We start from the raw sequence: 24,183 nt of genomic DNA on the forward strand, positions 1-24,183 counted from the left end.
ACCGCTCTTCCGATCTGGATAAAAATTCGGCCCAGATAAATGACCTTGATATTTCGCAGCAATCCGAGCCCCTTTTGCCAAGGCATCTTGTACAAGACGTTCTGCTTCTTTCGCCGCAGCAGGTGAAATTAATGGCCCTAACGTCACCGCTGGATCCAAGCCATTACCCACCACGATAGATTTCATCGCGGTAGCAAAGCGGTCTAAAAATGCATCGTAATGTTGGCGAGGTACGAAAATACGGTTTGCGGCTAAACAATCTTGACCTGATGTTTGAAATTTAGCCTCGATGGCGGCTTCAACCGCTTGGTCAATATCCATATCGGCCAACATAATAAATGGTGCATTGCCACCCAATTCCATGCTGCATTTTTTAACCGTTTTGGCCGATTGCTCTAGAAGTAATTTACCTACAGCGGTCGAACCTGTGAAAGATAACGCCTTTACAACAGGTGAAGCACATAGCCGATTGGATATCATGGAGGCATCGCCTGTGATCACATTCAGCACACCTTTAGGAAAGCCACATCTGTCCGCCAGTTCAGCTAATGCCAAGGCCGAAAAAGGCGTTGTAGAAGCAGGTTTAATGATCACCGTGCAACCAATCGCTAACGCTGCGGCCGCTTTTCGAGTGATCATCGCATTGGGGAAATTCCATGGGGTAATTAATGCCGCAACGCCAATCGGCTCTCGAAGTGTGGAAAGCTGCGCATTCGATATATGGCTAGGCATGGTGTGACCATAACTTCGGCGAGCTTCCTCAGCGAACCAGCGAATAAAGGATGCCCCATAATCAATTTCCCCTAATGCTTCTGATAAGGTCTTCCCTTGCTCCATGACAATAAGGTGCGCTAGATCCTGCTTAGCCTCTAAAATGGCTTGATACCATTGCATTAAATAATCAGCACGTTGATCGGCGCTTAACTGCCGCCATGAGTGAAAAGCCGTGTCAGCGGACTCGATTGCATGTTCGACCTGTGATTGATTGAGTTTGGTAATGTAGCCAAGGGGGCGATTATCGGCGGGGTTTTCTACATCTTGAAATGCGTCTCCACATACCCACTTGCCGTTTATATAAGCATGATTCCTGACTAACCGCACATCATCAAGCATGCCCATTAAGTCATGCGACGCTTTATGCTCAGGGAGTTGCTGTTCCGAGTGTTGTTGTTCCAAGAATTGCTGCTTAGACGATTGATCTAATTGATTATAGTGACCACGTTCAACGTATCCCATCACCGTCTCCTTACCTTAATACATACCGTACTTGTATCAATTAAGGATAAGAAAAGTCACTGTGGATTGTTTCTTAATGCTGCCGCTAAAAGTGGAATTTTTTCTGTGTGGTCGCTACACAGTGTCGTTTTTTTCTGTTGGTTCTCTCAATTGATCGCTCGACGGTTTCTTACCAAGAAAACGTTAAACTTTAAACTCAACAACGGACATATTTTGTTTAATGGTTTTGGTCACGATATACGTGTAATAACGCTCAATCCCCAAATCCGAATCCAGCCAAACATCCACTAAACGCTGATATTGATCGATGTCTTGGGTTTGAACTTTCAAAATATAATCGACACCGCCACCAGTGGCATAGCAGTCTGTCACTTCAGGGGATTGACACATAAGGCTTTCAAAACGCTTAAAGGCTTGAGAATGATGTTCTTTTAAAGATACTTCGACCAAAACTGAGGTTTGCTTTAAAAACTTATTAATATTTACCCGAGCGCCATAGCCTTCAATAATGCCCGCTTGTTCTAACTTTTTCACACGTTCCCAGCAGGGGCTTACCGATAAATGAATTTCATCCGCTAGATTCGATTTAGTGATCCGACCTTGGTGTTGCAGTATTTGTAAAATCTTAATGTCGTACTGATCTAATTGCATGACACCTCCATTCAAAAGCAAGAACCGTGAAAATAAAATCTAATGTTTAACGAACAAGTGACGAGGGTAATCGCATAACGCGGTCGCCCCTAACGACGTAATTAAAATACTTTCTGTTGTTTCTAATCCCCATGTGTCGAACCATAATCCGGGCATTAAATGAAACGTCATCCCTTCTTCTAAGATGCTTTGATCTTCGGAACGAAAGCTCATGGTGCGTTCCCCCCAATCGGGCGGATAACTTAAACCAATGGGGTAACCACAACGAGCCCCAGCACGATCAAATCCAACTTTATCTAAAATGGTTTGCAGTACATTTGCGACATCTGCGCAAGTATTCCCGGGTTTCGCAACCTCCATAGCTGCTTCAAGCGCGATGGTTAATGCTTCATCGGCACGTTTAAATTCATCATTAGGCTCACCTAAGAAAATGGTCCGTGATAGTGGACAATGATAGCGACGATGCACTCCCGCCATTTCAATAAAAGTGCCTTCACCAGTATTAAAAGGTTGATCATCCCAAGTTAAATGGGGCGCTGAAGCGTCCGCCCCAGAAGGAAGCATAGGAACAATAGAGGCGTAATCACCATAGTGCCCTTCACAACCAAGTACTGCTTGACGGTTAATTTCAGCCACCAAGTGATGTTTTGGTAAGCCCGGCTCAATCATGTCGAAAGCGACTCGATGCATGTTTTCAACAATTTTTGCTGCATGATACATATACAACAGTTCTTGCTCTGACTTCACTGCGCGACACCAATTCACTAACCCTGTTGCATCAATTAATTGAGCGTTTGGCAAACTATCATGCAACCATTCAAAGGCTGTGGCGCTAAAATAATAGTTGTCTTTTTCAACCCCAATACGCCCTCTGTCCCACAGTTTTGGGGCGAGTACAGCTTTAACTAAAAACTCCATCGGGTGAAGCTTTGGATTCATTACATAATGATCGGGGTAATAAAAGACATTTTCTGGCGCCATGTACACGGTGCGGAATGCACCATTGGCATCAAGAAGGCGGCCAAACCAAACCGGCTCGCCACTGGTGGAAATAACGACACATTGAGGGACATAAAAAGACCAACCATCATAACCCGTTAACCATGCCATATTGGCAGGATCGTGAATGATCAATAGGTCTAACTCGTTGACTTCCATAGATTGACGAACTTTAAGTAAGCGCTGCTGGTACTCCTCTAAGGAAAATTTAAAAACGACACGTTGCATACTACTTCCCCTCAGCTTAGTCACACTGAAATAAACATCCATAGTGCCAGTATGGTTGACAGAGAAAATTTTGCCCCAAAAAAACAGGCACACAAGGCACCTGTTTCAATTTCATTTCATGACGTTGTTGATTAGTACTTCACTTGATAACTCAACATGTAAGTACGACCTTGTCCTTTGTAATCAAAGATTGAAGCCGGAGCCGAGCCACCGTAGTACATTTGAGCGCGTTGCCCCCAAACTGTGGTGTAATCCTCATCAAATAAGTTTTGAATACCAAGAGCAATACTGCCTACTGGCAAATTCACTGAGCTCGAGAAATCAACCGTTGTGTAACCATCAAGCTCACCATCATAATCATCGCTCAGATCAAACATGGTGTTACTTTGTAAGCGCATGGCATATTGATCATCAAACCAACCTAACCAAGCACTGGCTTTAGATGCACTGGCACTGGTGACTGCCGATTTAACCCAATTTCCGTTCGTGTCTTTTTCTTCTGTACGAACAATATGACCAGAACCACCGATTTGGAAGTTTTGCGTAACCCAATAATTTAATTCTGTTTCTAAGCCATAAACACGTTTGTCAGAATCGATTTCTTCTAATAATAGATTCTTTTTATTGTATGAAATGACTTTGTCAGACAGAGAAATATAAGCGGCAGTTTGAATGCTCAATTCCCCAATTTGATTACGCATACCAACCTCATAACTGTTGGTTTTCATGCCAGCTAGCTGTGAATCGGCCACATTAATACTGTCAATTAACTCTAAATGACCCGATGCATTACTTTGATACTCACCAGAGCCATAGTATTTAGCCGGGTCTGCAAGATCAAAACCTTGCGAGAAGTTTGCCCATACTTGGTTTGTGTTATTAATGCGGTAAATAGTACCTAAGTTAAATAAACCGACGTTGTAATCTGTGCTGCCACCATCAATGCTATCGGCCGATGTCGCGCCGCCAAGCGCAATTAAGGCTTGTTGATCCGCACCAACGAAATCATCAATCGTGTTATTGATGTACTGATAGCGATAACCACCTTGCACTGACCATGCATCGGTAATGTTAAATTCGCCTTGAATAAAACCGGCAACAGATGCCACTTCCGTACCAGGGTAACGACCTATTGTCGCGTATGAGCGATTGACCATTCCACCCGATGCGTAACTTGTTGCACGGTCAAAAATCGTTTGGCTGCTTTCTAAAGTATCAATATAACCATCAACACCATAAGTTAAATTGAAGCGTCCAAAATCTTTCAACAATGCCATGCGCAAGCTCACCACTTCTGTGTCTTGCTCAGATGCCGCCATGTACGTTCCGTAAATAAAAGGAATAAAAGATAGATTTTCTTTACGGTACGACGCTTGAACCATGAGTTGTTGGTTTAAGAAATCAGAATTCAAATAGTTCATATTGAGCATATAACGCTCAGTACCACCTTGTTGATCCGACTCATAACCTTTACTGCGAACATCCAGTTGGCTTGGATCTCTTAATCCGGCAAAGTTTTGACCAAAATTGATACCGTATGGGCTATCTTGTTGGCTGTCGTAATATTGAGCCAAAATAGAGATCGTTTGAGTATCCGTTAAGTCCACTTCACCCGATGCCATAAGATCGAGCACTGTATTGTATTGCAATGAACCTTGGGTAATATCAGGCACAATGATCTCACCATTGGCGTCATATTTACCACCAGTCTCGTGATACACCGCAGAAATGCGACCTCGTGCTTTATCATTACCACCGCTGATAGATTGCGCGATTTTACCGTCATAATCATCGCTGTTATTAAAGCCGGACCCTGCACCAACGTAAGTTTCGGCTTGAACGCCATCACCCGCTTGCGCTTTTTTAGTCACAATATTAATTACGCCACCGGTTGCACCAGCACCATAGACTGATGTCGCACCCGATAACACTTCAATACGCTCAATGTTAAATGGGTCGATAGAATCAAACTGACGGCTAATAGCGCGTGATGAATTCAAAGAAACCCCATCGATCATCACCAATGCAGAACGACCACGCAAATTTTGGCCATTGTTCGTACGTCCTTGGCTACCCACATCCAACGAAGGAATGGTCGCAGCAAGAATATCCCCTAAACTTTTGCCGGTTCGCGCTTCTTGCTCAATACGCTCTGAGTCAACATACCAAACGGTACCAGGAATATCGCTGATACTTTTAGGAGCGGTACTGGCAACCACAACCATGGTGTCTAGTGAGCTGGCTTTTTCATCAGCCAATACGGAATAACTGCTTGTCCCCGCGAGTGCTATTGCAAAAGTTAACGGTTTCAATTTCAATCCTTTTAACGTGTTAATTTCCATTTACAAACTTCTCTCTCTATATTGAATTCAATAAATACTCATCTTGTACCTTTTTTAGGTACACACTCCGCATGTACTGCTCATCTTTTATGATAATAAGAATACCAATGATAACTATTACCATATATGAGCTAAATTGATCCCTTTGTTCAACTCTACAATGACGAGTGAATCGGGATTTTTATATTAAAAAACTTTTACTTCTCTTTTCTCAGCAGATAAATGAAATACCCACCACCGATAAGTGAAGCTAACAACCCGGCTGGGACTTGCCACGGAAACCAAATATTTCGGCCAAGCCAATCGGCTAACACCATGATGTTACTGCCAATAATGCACGACAATAACATTTGATGACGCGCGGTATATTGCCCTAATGATTTCGCCATATGAGGGGCAAGTAAGCCAACAAAACTCAACGGCCCCACCACAATGACTGCCAATGCGGTTAATAAAGAGGCCAGTAACATTAACCACTGGCGCACTCGGTAAGTATTCACGCCGATGGCACTTGCCGTCACATTGCCAAGCGCCATCAGATCGAGCCAGCGATGCCCTGTAAACAATAGCCCCGCCAATAAAAGCGTTCCCGCGACTAAAAAGCTCACATCAGGCCATGCCACTAAATACGTAGAGCCCGATAACCATGCCAGTAATGCTTTGACTTGATCGTTACCACTGGCCAGTGAAATACGAATTAGCGAATCCAAAAACGCGCTTAATGCTACACCGGTTAATAGCATTCTGGCGGGTGATAACTGGCTTTTTCGGCTCAACCACCACACTAAAAACATCACAGAAAGTGCGCCTGCACCCCCTAACAATAATTGTTCTGAGCGCGTAATCGACCCAAATAACAATACACCCAGCACTAACGAAAAAGCCGCGCCAGAACTGATGCCAATTACCTCGGGGCTCGACATAGGGTTCCCGGTAATTCGCTGAATAATGGTGCCGGCTAATGCCAACGCGCAACCGGCAAAGATCGCGACGACAATCCTTGGCATACGCAAATCAAACACCGTTGCAGATAACGTGGCGCTCCACCCCAACTGCGTTTGACCAACAAATAGCGATAGACAAAAAAGCCCAACTAACACCACAACCGCCATACTCAAGACTGGAAGAAATGGTTTATCAATGAAATGGGGGCTACTTGGTGCTTCAAAACGTTGACTGGCCGACCACGACTTTTGATTTAATAGCCACAATAAACACGGCGCGCCAATTAATGCGGTTACCGCGCCAGTGGGTAATAAATCCCCTGCGATACCGGCATAAGGCATAACAAGTAAATCCGTGAACAGTAATAACAATGCCCCAACCAAGGTGCTTAACAACAATTGGCTGATCATTTTACGAGCACCCAATAACTTAGCTAATGCAGGCGCAACCAAGCCAATAAAACTAATGATGCCGACTTCACTCACAATGCTTGCCGTAATGAAAACCGACACCACTAAGGCGGCAATGCGTAATCCCGCTACTTTAATGCCAATAGATGAAGCCACTTCCTCCCCTAATTGCATAATGGATAGTGGCCTTTGGATCACCAGTAAAATGGCAAAGGCGACCAATAACTGAGGCCACAACATGGCAACGCCTTGCCAATCATTTTGATCGAGCGCGCCCGCTCCCCAAATAAATAAGCCGGTCAGTTGTTGTTCATTAAATAAAATCAGCACCATGTTTAATGCACCCAGAAATAGTGTCACCACCATTCCTGCTAACACCATTTGCAAAGGCGCAAAACCCTTTTTCGCCGTTAATAAAAACACTAACCCCGTCGCGAATAACCCACCGATAAACGCGAACCATTGCGGCGTTAAATAAGAAGCAAGCCCACTTAATATTGGTGACCATGCCGTCCAACTTTGTAAGGGTAATAATAAAGCTATCGCAATGCCTAATTGTGCCCCAGATGCCACCCCTAACGTGGTTGGGGAGGCTAATGGGTTTCTTAACACGGTTTGCATAACGCACCCAGCCATTGCAAGCCCTGCGCCACATAGCAGCGCCATGGTTAAGCGAGGAAAAAAGCTATAATGCACAATCACTTGCTGATAGCTGTTCATATCAGGGGCAAAAATAGCACTCCCCCATTGCGACATTGGCAACGGATAAGGCAAACTGTATTGCATCAAAAACACGCAAAGCACAGCGGCTAACGCAATGAAAAACACAGCGTTTAACCGGATACGAATAGGTTTTACAACGTGAGCTGCTAAATCCATGGTTATTCTTGACCTGACTCAGAGATCAACAACTGTTTAGTCACTAGTTCACTCAACCTTTGAGCCGCTTTCACCCCACCAAAGGTCCAAACCGCTGGCAGTTCATGTACTCGATGCTCTCTGACAAACCCCATGACATTCCAAATCGGATTGGTGGTTAACACCTTGTTGTCGTCTTCGCTTAAAGGGCCAAAGTAAAATACTTGAGCATTTTGCAAAGGCGCCAGTTGCTGAATCGTGGTTGAACTAAATCCCCAGGTATTTCCCTCTTGAATCCAAGCATTGGTAAGCCCCATAGCGCTAATGGTTTCGCCAGCCAAAGATTGATTACCGTGCACTCGGATATGCTTGTCGCCAATAAAGCGGATAAATAACAAAGGTGAAGCAGGTTGTTTGGCGGCGGCTAAAGCTTGTTTATTGGTTTGTATGGTTTGATCGAAATCAGCAATCACTTTTTCAGCTTGTGCGCTTCGATTGAGCACCTTACCTAAAGTCAGTAATTGTTGCTTAGCCGCTTCAAGTGGTTGATGAGCATCCGTATACACACTCAACACCATCGTTGGTGCAATCGCATTGAGCTTTTCATAAGCCGGGCTCATGGCATCGCTCATCACGATCAAATCAGGCTTTATCTGCGCTAACAGCTCTAAGTTTGGTTCGCGGCGAGATCCCACACTGATCACCGATTCAGGTAATGCAGGTTCAACTACCCATCCTTGATAGCCTTTCACATCTGCGACACCGTAAGGCGTCACTCCTAGTGCTAATAAATGCTCCGTTAATACCCAATCCAATGCCACCACTTTAACGGGCGTTTTAGGCAGATCTACTTCGCCCATTTCATGCTTAAACACTTGCGCATGACTGCTTAAACTGAGCATCATCAAACTCATCACCATAATGAATCGATTCAATACGCTTTTGATTGCCACTAACCCTACTTCCATGTGAATGCTTTCCAACTGATAAAGGTAAATTGATGAATGTGAAATACCGAACTAGCGTATGTAGCTGATCGATTGACCGGTTTTGGGGTGAATAAATAAATCCAAATCAATACCATAAATCGAATGCAAAACATCTTGTTGCATCAGATCATCAGGTGAACCGCTGGCTAAAACTTTTCCAGAATGAAGCGCCACAATATGATCGCTAAAACGTGCAGCCATATTGATATCGTGCAACACCATAATCACAGTCAGATCGAGGCTTTGATTTAACTCACGGATAAGCGCCAACAATTCATATTGATGCGCCACATCCAGTGCCGAGGTTGGCTCATCAAGTAAAATACATTCGCTGCGTTGCGCCAATAACATCGCCACCCAAGCACGTTGCCTTTCACCACCGGATAAGGTCGCCACAAAGCGATCTTGCATATTGGTGAGCCCCACTTGCTCAATCGCTTGGTCAATATAATGATCATCTTGTGAGCTATAACGTCCAAATAAACCTTTCCACGGGTAACGACCAAAACGCACTAACTCCCGAACTTTCACCCCATCGGTCACCGGTGGGTGTTGCGGTAAATACGCCACTTTAAGCGCAAATTCTTTCGCTGAAAGCGCGTCAATATTCTGACCGCCCAACTCAATCAAGCCTTTAGTGGTGGCTTGTTGTCTGGCCAACATTTTAATTAACGTCGACTTACCGCTGCCATTATGCCCAAGTAAACTCGTCACCTTACCCGTTTCAAATTCAACCGAGGTCGAACTTAAAATCGTTTTGTCTTGAGTGCCGAACTCAACGTTCGTTAACTTGAACATAAAAATAACAACCTAAATTGAACTTATATAAAATTTCGTAAATAGTAATGATTATCATAACCAGTATCAATACCAATGTGTTATTTTATTACTCTTTTATTATCACCATGCTAAAAATCACTCACCCATTCGCTATTCCGGTAGATCCCCCTTAAAGCAATAGTGGATTGGCAATCGGATCGGCAAGCTCTGGTAGCGGTCTTTCACTGCTATCACCTAAGCCAATTTTAAAACGCACTTTATTCAGGCAAACTTTATCGATCTTTTCTGTGAGCAAGTTAAGTAACTTAAAGCGGGGAGCCAATTCAGGATTTTCGCTTTGATATTCTTGAAGAGCTTGATTCAGATAGCGGTAAAATTGGGTTTCAGACACACCAACATTGGTAAGCCACGGTGAAACAAAGCGAAGAACCGTCACAAAATGTCCGGTTAATAAATCATGGATCAGGTAATGAGCAGGCAGGCGAACTAGATTATCTTGAATGTCTCGATCCAAAGAGTCTAATTCTTCAAAAGGTTGGTCAATTAAGCGTAAATCTCCATGAAAATCTTTGATCATGCAGCCAACAGGAAAGTTGTCTTGCAATACAAGGGTGACATTTTGTCCATGTGCCACAATACCAACCCCATATTTCACCATCAAATGATAAATCGGTACCACAACATGTTTAAACATGGCTTTTAGCCAATCTTGCGGCGCTCTACCAGACACCTCAATCAATGCTTCTATGCATGAAACGCCTTGATCGTCGGCTTGCATTAATGTCGCCATTGATAATGGTCTTTGATGAGAAGGCAAAATGGATTCTGCTCGCTCACGCCAAATACAACCTAGCATTTCGTTGTAACGGTAAGCGCCATCAAACTTAGATTGATAAGGGTGAGGACAATACACACCACCGATTTCTTGTTGAACATGCAAACCATGCGATTGAAGCAATGCATCGCTTTTCACCAAATTGGCAAGCCATGCCGAAATACGTGCGCCATGTGCAATATATTGCCCTGGGATCCCTCGATAACAAGAAGTATTAAGAATGGTGAGTGCCGTTTTAATATCCACATTTACAGTCGGATCGACCGCCGTTAAGGTACGAATGGATTGCTGAGCCAACCATTGCATTTCGGTTACACCAAGGTCGATTAATTTACCTTCTACGAAATACTGTAAAAACTGACTTTTTAAATAACGTTGCAGCTGCCAAGGATGAACCAGAATGATATCAAATCGTTCTAACCCGCCGTCTGGTAATTTATCTATGAGCCGTTGCCATTCTGATTCAGATGTAAATGATGAAAATAATGACTGAAGAGATAAGCCGCTTTTAATGCCAGAAATCGAAATTTGTTTATCCACGGCCAGAAAGTGTAATCCGAAAGAAGAGCCTGATTCAGGGGCATACTTGGCTAATTCTTGCTCACCCCACCCCAGTCGTCCTTTGTTTGCGATTAATTTAGGGTGAGACTGCAAATACTGTTGACGCGAAACTTCATCCATCTGCACTATATCTTGCGCGGTTATGCCGACACTGGACTCTAAACTTTTTATTTCGCTCCACAGGGTTTGTTGTGTTTCTTCGATTAACCCCGCTAAGTTCAAATCACTAATATCAAGCGTGCTTTGCAAATCAAGCAACAAGTCATTAAGCAATGGGATCGAGCCATGACTTGATTGAATCGAATCAGGTTTAACCACCAACATCCCCCACACACTGGTGCTCGCCTTGAAGTGCCAATCATATTTTTCACAGTCCAATTGGTAACCCTGTAGTGTGTTCTGCTCATTTGACGGTTCAACTTGAAACGTTAATAACTGCTCAAAATGGAGCTCACTTAAGGTTTTCGCCACCAATTTACGGTTTGCTTGTTCCCAATGTTGTTGATTCACCCTTCCCCCTAAATATTTAACAATTTGATGAATATAAAAAGCGCCATAATCAAAACTTGTAGCACGAAATAAATGTCAGCATTTCGTCTAATGTATTGACATCCACCCTAAAGATCAATAACTATAATGATAATTATTATCATTCGTATTTCTTGTTGGTTTTATGTGGTTATTTGGTTCTTTATTGACACTAGGGATAAATCAAACACTTTTGATCGCCCTACTTCCTCAAATTGCAACGCTCTTTGGGATTGATCCTCAAGGCAATGAGTTAGGAATTTTAGCGATTGCTTTAAATGTTAATTTAATTAGTTATTGGATTGGCTCTGGGTTATGGGGAAAGTATCTGCAAAAAATAAGCTTAACTTCGGCTTACGCTATTGCTTCCATTGGGTATATTGCTTGTCATATTGCTTTCATCAGCGCGCTATTTCATTTTGAGCAACCACAACTATGGTTGGCTTCACTGAGTCGTTTAGGCTTAGGTTTATTCAGCAGTGCTTTTATGCCCATTGGGCAAACTTACATGGCACGTCAAGAACCCGCGGCCTTAAATAAGTTGTCTCAACTCAGTGGTATCGCAACGTTAGGAAGGCTATTAGGACCAACATTCGTGTTCTTACCGCTAGCTTTATCTCATGTGTTATTGCTTACCATTATCCCCATATTCTTAAGCTTACTGTTCGTAAAATGGCTTGCTAAAGGCTGCATGAAATATGAAGAAAAACACCAAAGTAATCTAAATCGTAACCGTGAACTAACGGTAACTCCTACCGCGATGTGGACATTAGCAAAGCGCCATTATTTAACGTTTATCACCGCAAGTTTAACGACCTTGCTTGTGGCTGTTTATCAACTGATGCTGATTCCGTACTTATCAAAGCTGGGTTTAAACGAACAAGAAGTGTCTCGTTATCTTGCCAGCATAATGGTGGGTATTAGCGTCATGATGGCGTTTAATCAATTATGGTTAATACCAATCATGATGGCTTACCCAAGACTTATTTGGGGAAGCACCGTTTGGGCATTATTCATTACTGCCACTTTGTTAAGCTTGCCCGGCTATCATTTAGTCGTATTGCTTGCGCTCAGTATGACTTTAACGGTTGCTCTGTCTAATTTGCCTGCTTGGTATTCCAAACAACTGCTTTCCATCGACACCAATCCATCCCACACCGGGAAGTTAAGTGGTTTATTGGCTCAGTCTCATTCCACAGGCCACCTTCTAGGTACTGGCTGCGCCTCGATCGTTCTCTATTTCCAACTCAACATTGCGTATTTACTCATCGCTTTTATCACCACATTAATCTTATTCGCTGTTTTGCTACGGCGTAAATATGGGCTAGCGATCTCACATACTTAATCAAATTCAAATTCTTGATCCATCAATATCACCTTATTTTCAGAAGGAAGAAACATGCAACCAGACCGCCCCTTTCCACAGCATCATCCCCTTAGCCTTCAAAGTTTTTTCAATAGCTTTGCGATGGAAACTGATGCTTGTACGGTTAAGCACAACACATTATTTATTCCTGTAAAATCCACACAATTGGCACTTCCACTAAGTTTTCATTCACAACTTGGTCGGCATCGTTACCAAGGAGAAATATTCCAACTAGAAACCCAAAATACAGAGAGCAACGGGCGCATTGACTTACGGCCTGAACAACGTATTGATTTTCCAACAGCGATACAATTGTTAGTGGACCACTATTTCTCTGATTTAGATTCTGCATCTCAAGATCGCTTTTTTAACCGTGTGGGAGAGTCAGATAGTTACATTCGCCATGCTCAACAAGCACTTTCCGATAAACTCATCTCTCAAAGCTCAGGGTTTATTGCTTCAGAACAAGCCTTAATTGGTGGGCATAGTATGCATCCTGCGCCAAAAAGCTGTGAACCGCTCAGCCGTAAAGAGCAACACGCTTATCTGCCCGAATTTAGCCAATCGTTTTCAATTGAATGGTTTGCAGTTCATCCAGATTACGTGGTTTCACAAGGCGTACAGCATGACGTTTTCTCTACCATGAAACAGCTATTGATGGATTCACTTGTGCTTGATTGCGCTGAAAGTAATGAAGAATTAATGGCAATTCCCAACTCAATTGAGCAAGGTTGGTTAGCCTTACCCATGCATCCATTGCAAGCTCAAGCATGGCGAGAAAGTAAAGAGGCAAAACATTTAGCAGAACATGTGATCGATTGCCAGCTCAGCACGCAAGGTTGGACGGCCACGTCATCAAGCCGTGCCATTTATCATCCGAAACTCAATTGGATGTTGAAAGTATCCTTACCCGTCAAACTCACCAATTCATTGCGTTTATTAACTGAAAAAGAAGCAAAACGCGGCATTCAATTTAGCCAGTTACTCGATTCAAACACTGGCAAGGAAATGCTTCAACGCATGCCCACAACCGAATTTTTGCAAGAACCTGTGTGGTGTTCCATTCAAAATCAACAAGGGGAATGTCTTGATTTACCTTTAGTGTGTTTAAGGGAGAATGTTTTTTACAATTCCGCTCACACCAAACCACAATCAGACAAAGCAGCGAATACCTATTTATTAGCGACCGTAAATCAGAACATCGACAATAGCTGTCAAATTGGTACTTGGGTTAAACAGTATTCTTTGCAGAAAAACATTTCTATTATTGATGCTGCCAACCAATGGTTATCGCACTTTTTAGATAACGTCATTGAACCATTATGCATTGCTCGCAGTGACTATGGCATTGTGTTACTCGCCCACCAGCAAAACATTTTATTAGAGGTTTCAGACAACCTACCTATTGGCATGAAGTATCGTGATTGTCAGGGAATTGGGCTCACCGATATCGCTTTAAACCGTTTTTCATCGGTGTTTAATGGTCTGAAGCCTGAATACTTTGTGCAAAAAAACAAGGTGAACCCTTACCTTGCCTACTACTTAATTGGCAATACGCTATTAAACACGATTACCGCTATTGCCGCCGATCATGGCATTAAAGAGCAGCTACTTTGGCGTATTTGCCAACATAAGTTTTCGGCTTTACGCCAAGCGCACCCTAAAGACTCAAGCTTTTACGACTACTTACTTGATTCACCAACCTTATATTGGAAGCGCAATTTCTTATGTTTTCTTTCCGATTTCAACGAAGCTACTTTGCCTGATCCAAGTAAGATTTACTGCGATATTTCGAATCCATTCTTCGATGAGAATGATAAAAAAAGAGTACATAAACCGATTACAACCGAGCGCAATGTATGCATAGAACTGAATGCAAGTATTGAAGATAACTCTGCCCTAGTACAGCCTGCACACCAAAGCTTCACTGTGTATGAATTTGGACAAAAGCAAGCCGAGTTTGATGTCGTCACGCGTGATGACAACATCTATTTTGATGCCAACATTGAAGATCCGTTATTGTGGTGGAGCGCTTTAGAGCATGCTTTTTATGCTTTTAAAACCGACAAAGTAACCAGTATTACTTGGCCTAGCTTTGCTCAACAACACATTGCTAATGATGGAAGTATGCAACGTGAGGTTTTTTTGCAAGCTTCCCCTATTTGGCACCTTGAACAAACTGACATTCCCTATCAAGCACAAACCGCCACCAATGGCATCTCACACCCGCTTCGTCCTCAAAAGCCAGTGGGTCAAGTATTTCAACGTTACTGCTATCACTTAAAACGCACATTAACCTTCCGAGTGATCGATGCTGATCGTGATCTTGAAATATTCCATCAATGGCATAACCACCCTCTTATTCACCCTATTTGGGAATTGGAAGGCAGTTTATCTATGCACCGAGAATATCTAGCCAAGCTGGAACAAGATCCGCATCAATTTGCCGTCATCGGTGAATTTGATGGTGTGCCTTTTGGTTACTTTGAAGTGTACTGGACACCAGAAGATCGTTTAGGCCCATATTACGATTACCAAGATTATGACCGTGGTGTGCATATTCTCGTGGGTAATTTCGATTATCGAGGCGGCACTTTCTTTGATGCGTGGGGAAAATCCATCTTACATTACTGCTATTTAAGTGAACCAAAAACCATGCGCTTACATGGCGAGCCTAACGCAAAAAACCACCGCGTGGTGAAACTCACCGAGCGCATTGGGATGCAAAAACAATTTGAATTCGATTTTCCTCACAAGAGAGCCGCATTATTGCAATGTGAACGTGGTGCTTTCTTTAGCAACATCATCTTTTAATGAATAAACATAAACGTAGGGATAACATGATGACTAGCCCAACAAACCATAGCGCCAATGATAGCCAAAGACTTGATTGTATCGGCATAGGATTAGGTCCATTTAATTTAAGCATTGCTGCACTCGCCGATAAAGTAAAAACCGAACTGAGTACCCGATTTTTAGAAAGAAAAGCGTACTTCAGTTGGCATCCGGGACTATTACTCAGTGATGCGAAAATGCAGACCTCATTCTTAAAAGATCTAGTGACAGCCGTTGACCCAACGAGCCCTTATAGTTTTTTAAATTATTTGGTGACTCAACGAAAGTTCTATCCATTTTGTGCCTCTGGTCAATCTGTCATTTCTCGCCTTGAGTTCTCTGATTATCTGGCTTGGACAGCGCACCAATTACCGAATGCCCAATTTGATTGTGATGTACAAAACATCGAATTCCATGACGATCACTTCAGTGTGACTACCGAGAACGAAACCTTTACCAGCCAACACCTTGTCATTGGCACAGGAATGCAGCCTCATGTACCCGATTGTATTCAAGGGCTAGTATCAGACACCTGTTTTCATGCGAGTGAATTAGCATTACGAGCACCCGATCTTACTGGAAAACGCGTTGCAATTATCGGTGGTGGACAAACAGGCGCAGATATATTTCAACACAGCTTTGATCAACATTTCGGCAAACCCGCACACATTGAATGGATTACACGACGAGCCAATATCGAACAATTGGATGAAGGCTGCTTTACCGATCAATACTTCATGCCTGACTATGTGGATCAATTCTATCAACTGGACAGTGCCAACAAGCAGAAAGAAGTTTCTCATCAAAAGCTTGCAAGTGACGGTGTCACGTCAGATTGTTTGCAAAATATCTACCGTTCGCTCTATCACGATAAATATGTGCTGAGAAATCCAAGTTGGTGGAAAATAAGCCCTCACCAAACGTTAATCTCAAGTCGTAAGCAAAACGGACAATACCAATTAGATATTGAACACGGACTCAGCAAACAAAGGCAAACGATAACCGCTGATGTCGTCATACTTTGTACTGGATTCAACCATGATCTACCAAAATGTTTAGAATCGATTAAACCTCAGATGCACACCGATGAACATGATCGAATGGCTCTTTCTTCTGATTATTGTTTGCAATGGAAAGGTATGGGGAAAAACAATATTTACATTGTAAATTCAGGCACAGATAACCACGGTATAGCCGAACCACAGCTCAGCTTAGCCGCTTGGCGAGCAGCCAAGATCATTAATCATTTAGCACAACATAAAGTGTATGAACTGTCTGACAATGACAATATTATCGATTGGGGGGATTTAAGCTTTAAACACGAAAAGCACCTTGCGGCAGTGAGTTCTTTATAGCGCTGTAGCGTTAACTTAGCCCTTATTATTAAGCGCAATTTCACCATCAAGAACAATGGCTTATTGAAACACGAGTAACAATAAGCCATTGGTTATTCATTCATACATAAATCATTACCACCTCAACATTAAATGATTGTATCTATTTATGAATAATATCTACATTTCTCTGGTCTTCTCTTTTTGCCACCGTATGATGAAACCATCTAATAAAGGGGTCGACTATCATTACTTTATCCATCAAAAAATACATTCTCAGTACTTTCGCTTTCTTCATTCTGATCTATACGAGTAGTTCTGTATTAGCCGCTTCAACCGGCTGGCTTACCAATGACAACCATCCCCCCGCCAAAGCGCGTTTAATACTGACAGGGGAAGTCAATTCTGCTGCAAAAACCTTACCTGCGGTACTCGAAGTAAAACTTGAAGGTGACTGGAAAACCTATTGGCGCAGTCCCGGTCAAGCAGGCATCGCACCCAATATAAAATGGGATCATTCAACCAACTTAAAGCACGTCGATTGGCAATGGCCTATCCCACAATCCTTTTCTTTATTAGGGCTGCAAACCCACGGATACAAAGGCGATACTGTTTTTCCATTGACCATTCATGTGGAGGATATTTCAGCCCCAACTCAACTTCGCGGCACGCTTACTTTATCGACTTGCACCACGGTTTGTGTACTTACTGACTATGAGATCAACCTAGATTTTACGGCGAATGCATTGCAAGCCGATCCTGATGCGATGTTTGCTTATAACAAAGCGGAATCTTTGGTTCCCCTAAAAGTAAAAGACATAAAGAATCAAAAACCGGCTGTGACACTTGGGTGGGATGATAGCAAAGGCCAACTTGAAGTGAGGCTTAATGACCCCCATTGGCAACAGCCGACTATTATTATTGATGGCGAACCCGACACCAGTTTTAAATTGATTCGCTTAGCTCAAAACGCAGATGAAAGCGCAAACCAAGGCGACACAAACAGCCAGCAATGGGTGGCCGTTTTTAGTGGTGAGAGTTGGCTTGGCAAGCCAGATTTACTCAATAAATCGTTAAATGTGACCATTTTCGATAAAGAACGTGCCGTAGAATATTCAGCCACGGTTGTGCCAACATTGATCACTTTAACCAGTCCTAATTTATTGAGCATGATATTACTGGCTTTCTTGGGTGGGTTGATATTAAACATCATGCCTTGTGTGTTACCGGTGTTAGGGATGAAGCTGAATTCTGTGATTGCGGCTCCCAACTTGCAGCGCAACCAAATTCGCCAACAATTCCTTGCATCCGCTTTAGGCATCTTGACTTCATTCTGGTTATTGGCAGCGTTCATTTTAGTGCTCAAGTTCACCGGTCAAGCTATCGGTTGGGGCATACAGTTCCAAAGCCCTTGGTTCATTGGGTTTATGGCGATGGTTACCACTTTATTTGCGTTTAACATGTTAGGTGCATTTGAAATCAACCTCCCTGCCAACATGCAAACTAAATTGGCCACCACTGGCGGAAACCATAACCGTGGGCACTTTTTACAAGGTATGTTTGCAACGTTATTAGCCACGCCATGCAGCGCCCCCTTCTTGGGTACAGCGGTTGCCTTTGCCCTTGGTGCGGATACTTTAAGCTTATTTGTGATCTTTACTGCTTTAGCAGTCGGTATGGCCTTTCCTTGGCTTATCGTTGCCGCCTTCCCTCGTATTGCTAGTTACTTGCCAAAGCCCGGTCGCTGGATGAGCATCGTCAAAGTGTTTTTCTCAGCTCTGTTATTACTGACCAGTTTATGGCTCATCACTTTGTTAGCCAACTTTGTGGCTGCAAGCTATCTTTGGATCATCGCCATCGTCACTCTATTGGCCTTTATGGTTTTGATGGGGAAAAAACACGGGGCAAGCGCGGTCGCCAGTTTTATTGGTCTCAGCGTTTTACTCTCCGCAATCATTGCAATAAGCACAATGAATCAATGGGCAAAACCTTTACCAGAAGAGCTCACTTGGACCCCCCTTAATCAAGATCACATCAGCCAGTACGTTGCCCAAGGAAAGACCGTTTTTGTCGATGTGACTGCCGATTGGTGCATCACTTGTAAAGCGAATAAAGTCGGCGTTCTTCTACAAGATCCTGTTTATAGTGCGCTGCAACAAGAAAACATCGTGTTATTAAAAGGGGATTGGACCAAACCTTCCAAATCAGTGACTCAATATCTACAAAGCCATAACCGTTTTGGTGTGCCATTTAATATTGTTTATGGCCCGAGCGCGCCTCAAGGCATTCAGTTTCCCGAGATCCTCTCCAGCGATCTGGTGTTAAATGCCATTAAAAAAGCATCGTCAAAACCTTAATCAACACCAAATAAGCGAGTCAAAACATGAGTACTGACAAAGTAACAAAATCACGTTCTAAAAAGTTATTGGGTTGGTTAAAGCAATTAATGCTGTGGCTGCTGTTTGCCATCGTCATTACCACTGCAATGGATTTATGGCGCGGCAAAGACATTCCACGCGATAACTTGCCTCCACTGCAAGGCATCACCTTACAAGGTAAGTCGGTTGATATTGCAACCCTGAGTCAAGACAAGGCCGTGCTTGTGTATTTCTGGGCAACATGGTGTTCTGTTTGTAACTTCGTCAGCCCGGCAGTCAATCAAATATCGAAATACTACCCTGTGGTGAGTGTTGCGGTGCGCTCTGGTGAGGATCAAAAACTACAGCAATATTTACAATATAAAGAATATCAATTCGAGACAATTAACGATAACAACCACCGCCTATCCAGTGATTGGTCTTTGCAAGTCACACCAACCTTGATGGTTTTTAAAAATGGAAAGCTTGAATACTACACCACCGGATTTACCAGCTTACCGGGGATATGGTGGCGGATGTTTTTTGCTTAGCAGTAAGCAACCTAAATCAATCACTCCCTACTAAACACAATATCGCCATAGTAAGATTCTACTTTACCGCCACTATTATCGGTGTCGGTCATGATGGCGATAATGTCGATGTATCGATAAGCTTTTTGGTTTGCTTTATCGCTGCCTTTATCACCAAAATATTGGATCAAATCTTGGTACACATTGCGTTTTTCGTCATACCAATGTTGTATTTTTGCTTGTTTGCCACGTACCGCAATCATTTGAACGTTAGAACCAGTAAAAGCATTATCCCACACTTGTCCTTGGCTCTGATTACTTGACCATACGTAGCTTAATGATTTGGTGTTCCACATCATCATTCCACCATCGATAACAACATATACCCGCGCAACATAGTCATCACCTTTTTTGGTCGTTTCATCAAGGGATGGAAGCGTATTACTCGTGAGCCAACTCCAACTAATATTAGGTGTTTTCAATAAATCGATTTTCTCTTTTAAAATCAAACCTGAAGCAGAATGGTCACTTACCGCTTTTAAAGCAATCCGATTTTTATATTCTTCAACGTTATAATGAGTCTCGTCTAAGATGGATTTTGATTCCCAACGTTTGATTTTATCTTGATTAAAATCCGTCACATTAATCACAGTGGTCGCGCTGACGCTAAAACAAACGAAAAGACTAAAACCGCAGATTAATGATCGAATTACCATGCTTTATCCCTTCTTCTTATGCATTAGTTTTTGGTGTACTAAACCTGCCATTAGCCCCCACAAAGTGGAACCAATACCAAACAAAGTAATGCCAGATAAGGTGACTAAAAAAGTATAAAGTGAAGACTCTCGATACTCTGCATTATCAAAGGCTGTTTGCAAACACATCAATAGGGTTCCGAGTAATGCCAAACCTGCGAGAATTTGTGAAACTTCTTTCGGTAATGCTAAGAAAATCGCCACCACCGCCGTTGCCCATAATCCAGCAAGGATAAAAATCACCCCAGCCCACATTGATGCCTTGTAACGTTGGTTTTTATCAGTATCAACATCATCATTCATACACATTGCCGCTGAAATTGCCGCTAAATTAAGGCTAAACCCACCAAAAGGGGCAGTCAGCATATTTAATAGACCGGTCCCAATAAATAAAGATTTCGCGGGCAGCTCATATTGATAACTTCTGAGCATGGCAAAGCCGGGTAAGTTTTGAGACAGCATGGTAATGATATAAAGCGGAATGCTTAAATTGACCATCGCCATCCAATCAAATTCTGGGGTGACCCATATTGGTTCCGCGATATTTAGCGATATGTCTTGGCCTGAAAACGCCCCACTGAATATAGCGGCCGCGATCCCAACCACCAGCAAAAGCATCATGGCGTAACGAGGTAAATATCGTTTAGCAATAAAAAAGGTCACAATCATGATGGCAAAAATAACAGGGCTAGTGGTCACTGGGGTAAATGCTTTCAAACAAAATGGAATTAAAATAGCGCCAAGCATCGAGGTCGCCAATGGCGTGGGAATATTTTCTAACAACCGACTCAGCGGTGTGATAAGCCCAGTGAGCAGCAACAAGAAACCAGAAATAACAAAAGCGCCAATAACTTGTGGCAAGGTATATTGAGCAACTGCGGCAATTAACATGGCTGCGCCCGGCGTTGACCACGACATCAAAACCGGCATTTTGTAATACCAAGAATAAGCAATCGAACTCACACCAACCGTCACACCTAACACCAACAACCAACTGGCAATTTGCAAAGCAGAGGCTCCCGCTGCGGTTGCCGCTTGAATAATAATCACCACCGAACTGGTGTAGCCAATCAGTACCGCACTAAATCCGGCAGAAATATGGCCGATATTAAACCAAGATGTCGGTTGCGGTGATGGAGTCGGTTCAAGCTGGGTATGATCATTCATGGTATATGACGCTTCCTTGTCATCATTTTTGTTATTTCTTCATCATATAGAATCTTTTTAACATTCACTATGTGAATATACGTTTTCTATTTTCAGAAATAACGGATGTCTCTTGATGCAACTTTTCAAATTACAGAGTAATTCGCTTTAACTCCTCTAATAATGTTTTCGTTGCTTGACCTTGCGAATGTTGGGTTGACCAAATAATATCAATGCCCTGCTGCCAAGGCTGAGATTCAAAGGCCAGATCTAAGCGTTTAAGTTGCTGAGATCCAACAAGATCACGCACCAAATCAGCAGGTAAGGAAGCCCAACCCAATCCTCGTTGTAGTAATGGAATGGTTGAGTAAGCGCTTTCTGTTCGCCACACTTGATCAGACACTCGCCAACGTGGCGCATCTTTTCCATAACGCCCAGAAATTATAAATTGACGATGCCGCTCTAACATTTGCCAAGTAACCTGTTGTTCACGCGCTAAAGGATGAGACATTCCTGTCACACACCAAAACTCCAACAAGCCTAAACCGTGGACTTCAATTTCCCCAGGATAAAGAAATTCTAATTGCTGCATGATGGCGAGTTGAGCGCGTCCATCGCGAATAAACTCTAAAACTTCACCTTCATTAACGTGCAGTATTTCAATTTCCACCAATGGATAAGCTTGTTCAAATTGGGCTAAGGCTTCTGCAACAGAATGCGTCATCGCCATTGATTCAACCACTAACGTAATTTTCTCTTCTATACCTACCTGATAAGCATCAGCAGCAGATAAGAAGATGCCGCATTCATTCAATATTCGCTTGGCTTTGACCAACAAGACTTCCCCGTGCACCGTTAATTTAGGTGAACGAGTGGTTCGGTCAAACAGGCTTAAATTCAGATCAGCTTCAAGATTCGAAACAGCGGTACTCACCACCGATTGTGCTTTGCCCAAATGACGAGCCGCCGCAGAAAACGACCCTTGCTCAGCCGACACGACAAAAGCTTGTAATTGTTCAATAGAAAAGCGCATGTAATCTCCCTCTGTCACCAAAGCCAACTATCGTTTTTATAGATGGTTACTAACTACCATATATCTAAATAAACATTAATAATAGCGATATTAAGAAAACGGAATCATAGCGATTCTTAGAGAATAGAAATGAATACAGTGAGGAAAAATGCGCAGTAAATTAGACCGGTTAAGGCACACCATTGGCTTTGAACTAATAGGATTAGTTATTTTGATCTTTGGTATTAGTAAACTATTCAATATGGATATGGGGAAAATAGGCGTGTTAGCAGTGGTGTTTTCCATCATTGCGACGGTGTGGAATTATTTCTACAACATCTTATTTGATCAAGCCATGTTGAAGCATACCGGGCAACTTCATAAGACCACTTTAATACGCATTATACATGCTATCGTATTTGAATTCGGCTTGCTCTTCATCACCTTACCTATCTTGGCTTGGTGGTTAGGGATTAGCCTTATTGATGCTCTAATTCTAGACCTAGGCATGGTGGTCTTCTACTTAGTGTATGCGTTTGTTTATAATTTGGCGTACGATAAAGTTTTTCCTATTCCACAAGCCAAATCATCGGTTTATTAAGCCGTAAAAAAGCTCCAAATCAAATTCAAAGCGATCACGGTTAACGCAACTTTGAGCACAACATGGAAGTGCTTATTGGATACTTTATCTAAGACATGCTTACCAATATAGGTTCCGCCAAAGCCTACGAGGATCATTAATCCGATTACCCCTAGCCATTGCTGATAAGCAAAACCAAGTAAACCAAAAATTACCGCTTTAATCACATGTTGAATCGACATGAAACATGCCATGGTCGCGCCTAGCTCACGGCGATCAGGAAGAAGGTTTTTAACCGTCGCAATCAAAAATGGCCCAGTAGCCCCGACAAACATGGTTAAAAAAGCCGTAAATGCACCAATTCCAAGCAGCCCTTTTCTACCTTTAAAACTCAAATTAATCGGCACCCAGCTGCTGATCAAAATAAACACAGCTAAAATAAGCTCTAAATATTTTGTTGGAAGATTTAAAGCAATATTACCGCCAATGATCGCACCAACCACGCTACCCACAAAAAACCAACCAAGGTATTGCTTTTGAATATGACGACGCATTAACACCGCTCGCCCAGCATTCGATCCCAATTGTACAATCGCATGAACAGGAATAACCGCAGCAGCAGGCATCATAGTGATCATAAACGCAATTAAGGTCGCGCCCCCTCCCACACCAATAATGGTGTTAAGCATGGAAGTGAAGCCACTTAATCCAATCAGCAAAAAAAATTGAGTTGTGGACAGCGCATCAGGTTTTAAATGGAGCAGTAGGTCGATCATAGCAACGTCAGTCTCAAGTAAAACGTGATTATAACTGCCAAAAAATAAATGTGCTCGTAATTGATAACTTTAACGAAAAAAATTAAATGGATGGCTTATTGAACGAAGAATAATTAGGTAAACACCTCAG

General features: G+C 42.7%; 18 protein-coding genes. 6 read left to right on the forward strand and 12 right to left on the reverse strand.

What is annotated here, in order from left to right; genetic code table 11:
- The 8 genes from A1QC_RS12870 to A1QC_RS12905 form a co-directional block, all read right to left on the reverse strand.
- On the reverse strand, positions 1-1,119 hold a 1,119-nt coding region (locus A1QC_RS12870), incomplete at its 3' end, for an NAD-dependent succinate-semialdehyde dehydrogenase (RefSeq protein WP_241796608.1).
- A gap of 300 nt (positions 1,120-1,419) precedes the next feature.
- Positions 1,420-1,887, reverse strand: coding sequence for an Lrp/AsnC family transcriptional regulator (locus tag A1QC_RS12875; RefSeq protein ID WP_017024069.1), 468 nt, complete (start codon positions 1,885-1,887; stop codon positions 1,420-1,422).
- A gap of 39 nt (positions 1,888-1,926) precedes the next feature.
- Complete coding sequence (locus A1QC_RS12880; protein WP_017024070.1) at positions 1,927-3,114, reverse strand: M24 family metallopeptidase; 1,188 nt, start codon at positions 3,112-3,114, stop codon at positions 1,927-1,929.
- Between the two features lie 131 nt (positions 3,115-3,245).
- Positions 3,246-5,456: a TonB-dependent receptor gene (locus tag A1QC_RS12885; RefSeq protein ID WP_017024071.1), complete on the reverse strand. Its 2,211-nt coding sequence runs from the start codon at positions 5,454-5,456 to the stop codon at positions 3,246-3,248.
- Positions 5,457-5,653: 197 nt separating this feature from the next.
- A complete protein-coding gene (gene fhuB / locus A1QC_RS12890; protein ID WP_017024072.1) occupies positions 5,654-7,690 on the reverse strand; it encodes a Fe(3+)-hydroxamate ABC transporter permease FhuB in 2,037 nt (678 codons plus the stop codon).
- 2 nt (positions 7,691-7,692) lie between these two features.
- Positions 7,693-8,637 carry a Fe(3+)-hydroxamate ABC transporter substrate-binding protein FhuD gene (gene fhuD / locus A1QC_RS12895; protein ID WP_017024073.1) on the reverse strand — a complete coding sequence of 315 codons (945 nt, stop codon included), beginning with the start codon at positions 8,635-8,637 and terminating at the stop codon, positions 7,693-7,695.
- A gap of 51 nt (positions 8,638-8,688) precedes the next feature.
- Positions 8,689-9,456 carry an ABC transporter ATP-binding protein gene (locus tag A1QC_RS12900; RefSeq protein ID WP_017024074.1) on the reverse strand — a complete coding sequence of 256 codons (768 nt, stop codon included), beginning with the start codon at positions 9,454-9,456 and terminating at the stop codon, positions 8,689-8,691.
- A 151-nt stretch (positions 9,457-9,607) separates the two neighbouring features.
- Complete coding sequence (locus A1QC_RS12905; protein ID WP_017024075.1) at positions 9,608-11,344, reverse strand: IucA/IucC family protein; 1,737 nt, start codon at positions 11,342-11,344, stop codon at positions 9,608-9,610.
- A gap of 163 nt (positions 11,345-11,507) precedes the next feature.
- Here A1QC_RS12905 and A1QC_RS12910 point away from each other — a divergent pair, with 163 nt between their 5' ends.
- The 5 genes from A1QC_RS12910 (at position 11,508) to A1QC_RS12930 (ending at position 19,805) form a co-directional block, all read left to right on the forward strand.
- On the forward strand, positions 11,508-12,707 hold the full coding sequence (locus A1QC_RS12910; RefSeq protein ID WP_017024076.1) for an MFS transporter: 1,200 nt from the start codon (positions 11,508-11,510) through the stop codon (positions 12,705-12,707).
- Positions 12,708-12,761: 54 nt separating this feature from the next.
- Positions 12,762-15,542, forward strand: a complete 2,781-nt coding sequence (locus A1QC_RS12915) for a GNAT family N-acetyltransferase (protein ID WP_017024077.1) — start codon at positions 12,762-12,764, stop codon at positions 15,540-15,542.
- A 29-nt stretch (positions 15,543-15,571) separates the two neighbouring features.
- Positions 15,572-16,918, forward strand: a complete 1,347-nt coding sequence (locus A1QC_RS12920) for a lysine N(6)-hydroxylase/L-ornithine N(5)-oxygenase family protein (RefSeq protein ID WP_017024078.1) — start codon at positions 15,572-15,574, stop codon at positions 16,916-16,918.
- A 239-nt stretch (positions 16,919-17,157) separates the two neighbouring features.
- Positions 17,158-19,254, forward strand: coding sequence for a protein-disulfide reductase DsbD family protein (locus A1QC_RS12925; protein WP_431305852.1), 2,097 nt, complete (start codon positions 17,158-17,160; stop codon positions 19,252-19,254).
- 26 nt (positions 19,255-19,280) lie between these two features.
- Positions 19,281-19,805: a protein disulfide oxidoreductase gene (locus tag A1QC_RS12930; protein WP_017024081.1), complete on the forward strand. Its 525-nt coding sequence runs from the start codon at positions 19,281-19,283 to the stop codon at positions 19,803-19,805.
- A 20-nt stretch (positions 19,806-19,825) separates the two neighbouring features.
- Here A1QC_RS12930 and A1QC_RS12935 read toward each other — a convergent pair whose 3' ends face one another.
- The 3 genes from A1QC_RS12935 to A1QC_RS12945 all read right to left on the reverse strand — a co-directional run bounded on the left by A1QC_RS12935 (position 19,826) and on the right by A1QC_RS12945 (position 22,718).
- The gene (locus A1QC_RS12935) at positions 19,826-20,500 is read right to left on the reverse strand and encodes a DUF3047 domain-containing protein (protein ID WP_017024082.1); all 675 of its coding nucleotides are present in this window, start codon (positions 20,498-20,500) and stop codon (positions 19,826-19,828) included.
- Positions 20,501-20,503: 3 nt separating this feature from the next.
- The gene (locus A1QC_RS12940) at positions 20,504-21,706 is read right to left on the reverse strand and encodes a benzoate/H(+) symporter BenE family transporter (RefSeq protein ID WP_017024083.1); all 1,203 of its coding nucleotides are present in this window, start codon (positions 21,704-21,706) and stop codon (positions 20,504-20,506) included.
- Between the two features lie 130 nt (positions 21,707-21,836).
- Positions 21,837-22,718: a LysR family transcriptional regulator gene (locus A1QC_RS12945; protein WP_017024084.1), complete on the reverse strand. Its 882-nt coding sequence runs from the start codon at positions 22,716-22,718 to the stop codon at positions 21,837-21,839.
- Positions 22,719-22,866: 148 nt separating this feature from the next.
- On the opposite strand from A1QC_RS12945, the gene A1QC_RS12950 reads away from it, so the two are divergent.
- The gene (locus A1QC_RS12950) at positions 22,867-23,298 is read left to right on the forward strand and encodes a PACE efflux transporter (RefSeq protein ID WP_017024085.1); all 432 of its coding nucleotides are present in this window, start codon (positions 22,867-22,869) and stop codon (positions 23,296-23,298) included.
- Here the strand turns inward: A1QC_RS12950 and A1QC_RS12955 are convergent.
- A complete protein-coding gene (locus A1QC_RS12955; protein ID WP_017024086.1) occupies positions 23,295-24,053 on the reverse strand; it encodes a sulfite exporter TauE/SafE family protein in 759 nt (252 codons plus the stop codon). The two genes, A1QC_RS12950 and A1QC_RS12955, sit on opposite strands and share 4 nt — an antisense overlap.
- Positions 24,054-24,183 lie beyond the last annotated feature (130 nt).

The organism is Vibrio rumoiensis 1S-45, assembly GCF_000286955.2.
GTDB lineage: Bacteria > Pseudomonadota > Gammaproteobacteria > Enterobacterales > Vibrionaceae > Vibrio > Vibrio rumoiensis_A.

Bases quoted from the DNA above. Each gene is read 5' to 3' on its own strand.
- A1QC_RS12955 (WP_017024086.1), bottom strand. From the start codon at position 24,053: ATGATCGACCTACTGCTCCATTTAAAACCTGATGCGCTGTCCACAACT.
- A1QC_RS12920 (WP_017024078.1), top strand. From the start codon at position 15,572: ATGACTAGCCCAACAAACCATAGCGCCAATGATAGCCAAAGACTTGAT.
- A1QC_RS12950 (WP_017024085.1), top strand. From the start codon at position 22,867: ATGCGCAGTAAATTAGACCGGTTAAGGCACACCATTGGCTTTGAACTA.
- A1QC_RS12945 (WP_017024084.1), bottom strand. From the start codon at position 22,718: ATGCGCTTTTCTATTGAACAATTACAAGCTTTTGTCGTGTCGGCTGAG.
- fhuD (WP_017024073.1), bottom strand. From the start codon at position 8,637: ATGGAAGTAGGGTTAGTGGCAATCAAAAGCGTATTGAATCGATTCATT.
- A1QC_RS12910 (WP_017024076.1), top strand. From the start codon at position 11,508: ATGTGGTTATTTGGTTCTTTATTGACACTAGGGATAAATCAAACACTT.
- A1QC_RS12915 (WP_017024077.1), top strand. From the start codon at position 12,762: ATGCAACCAGACCGCCCCTTTCCACAGCATCATCCCCTTAGCCTTCAA.
- A1QC_RS12885 (WP_017024071.1), bottom strand. From the start codon at position 5,456: ATGGAAATTAACACGTTAAAAGGATTGAAATTGAAACCGTTAACTTTT.
- A1QC_RS12875 (WP_017024069.1), bottom strand. From the start codon at position 1,887: ATGCAATTAGATCAGTACGACATTAAGATTTTACAAATACTGCAACAC.
- A1QC_RS12935 (WP_017024082.1), bottom strand. From the start codon at position 20,500: ATGGTAATTCGATCATTAATCTGCGGTTTTAGTCTTTTCGTTTGTTTT.
- A1QC_RS12900 (WP_017024074.1), bottom strand. From the start codon at position 9,456: ATGTTCAAGTTAACGAACGTTGAGTTCGGCACTCAAGACAAAACGATT.
- A1QC_RS12880 (WP_017024070.1), bottom strand. From the start codon at position 3,114: ATGCAACGTGTCGTTTTTAAATTTTCCTTAGAGGAGTACCAGCAGCGC.
- A1QC_RS12930 (WP_017024081.1), top strand. From the start codon at position 19,281: ATGAGTACTGACAAAGTAACAAAATCACGTTCTAAAAAGTTATTGGGT.
- fhuB (WP_017024072.1), bottom strand. From the start codon at position 7,690: ATGGATTTAGCAGCTCACGTTGTAAAACCTATTCGTATCCGGTTAAAC.
- A1QC_RS12940 (WP_017024083.1), bottom strand. From the start codon at position 21,706: ATGAATGATCATACCCAGCTTGAACCGACTCCATCACCGCAACCGACA.